Genomic DNA, 518 nt, shown 5'->3' on the forward strand with positions numbered 1-518 from the left:
TAACATAATGATTAATAAAAGAAATTTAGTCGCCAAGTATCTCTTTCCTTCCTTTACAGTTTGTTCTATTCTATGCCGACAGGAGAGCCATTTTGTCTTACATAAACACGCGTGCACTCTGAAAGAATCAAAAGGAAAAAGATGTGAAAGAAAATATAATAAAATATATTAAGAATGCACATATTGAAAATGACGATAAAAAAAGTACATGTGTCAATATTACCTATGGCGCTGACAGACCCTTTCTCTACGGTACGGGCGTTTCAATAACATCGGTACTTTTAAATAATCGGGATCTGAACTTCCATTTCCATATTTTCACTAATTATCTTGATGAACATCAACTTCATCTTTTTTCTGTCCTGGCAAGTCAATACAATACCTGCATTACGTTTTATGTACTGGATGATAATGAATTAAAAAATCTACCTACTGCATCTAAGGCATGGAATTATTCAATCTATTTCAGACTTATTGCAATCGATTATTTTGCCGATAAACTCAGTAGTATTATATAT

Annotated in this window: 1 protein-coding gene; it reads left to right on the plus strand. The window is 32.2% G+C overall.

Annotated elements, in window-relative coordinates:
• Nucleotides 1–143 precede the first annotated feature (143 nt).
• Nucleotides 144–518: glycosyltransferase (locus NNO02_RS23515; protein WP_271455903.1), on the plus strand; the 375-nt coding region annotated here is incomplete at its 3' end.

The sequence above is a fragment of the Citrobacter sp. Awk 2 genome (assembly GCF_028069815.1).
Classification (GTDB): Bacteria; Pseudomonadota; Gammaproteobacteria; order Enterobacterales; family Enterobacteriaceae; genus Citrobacter.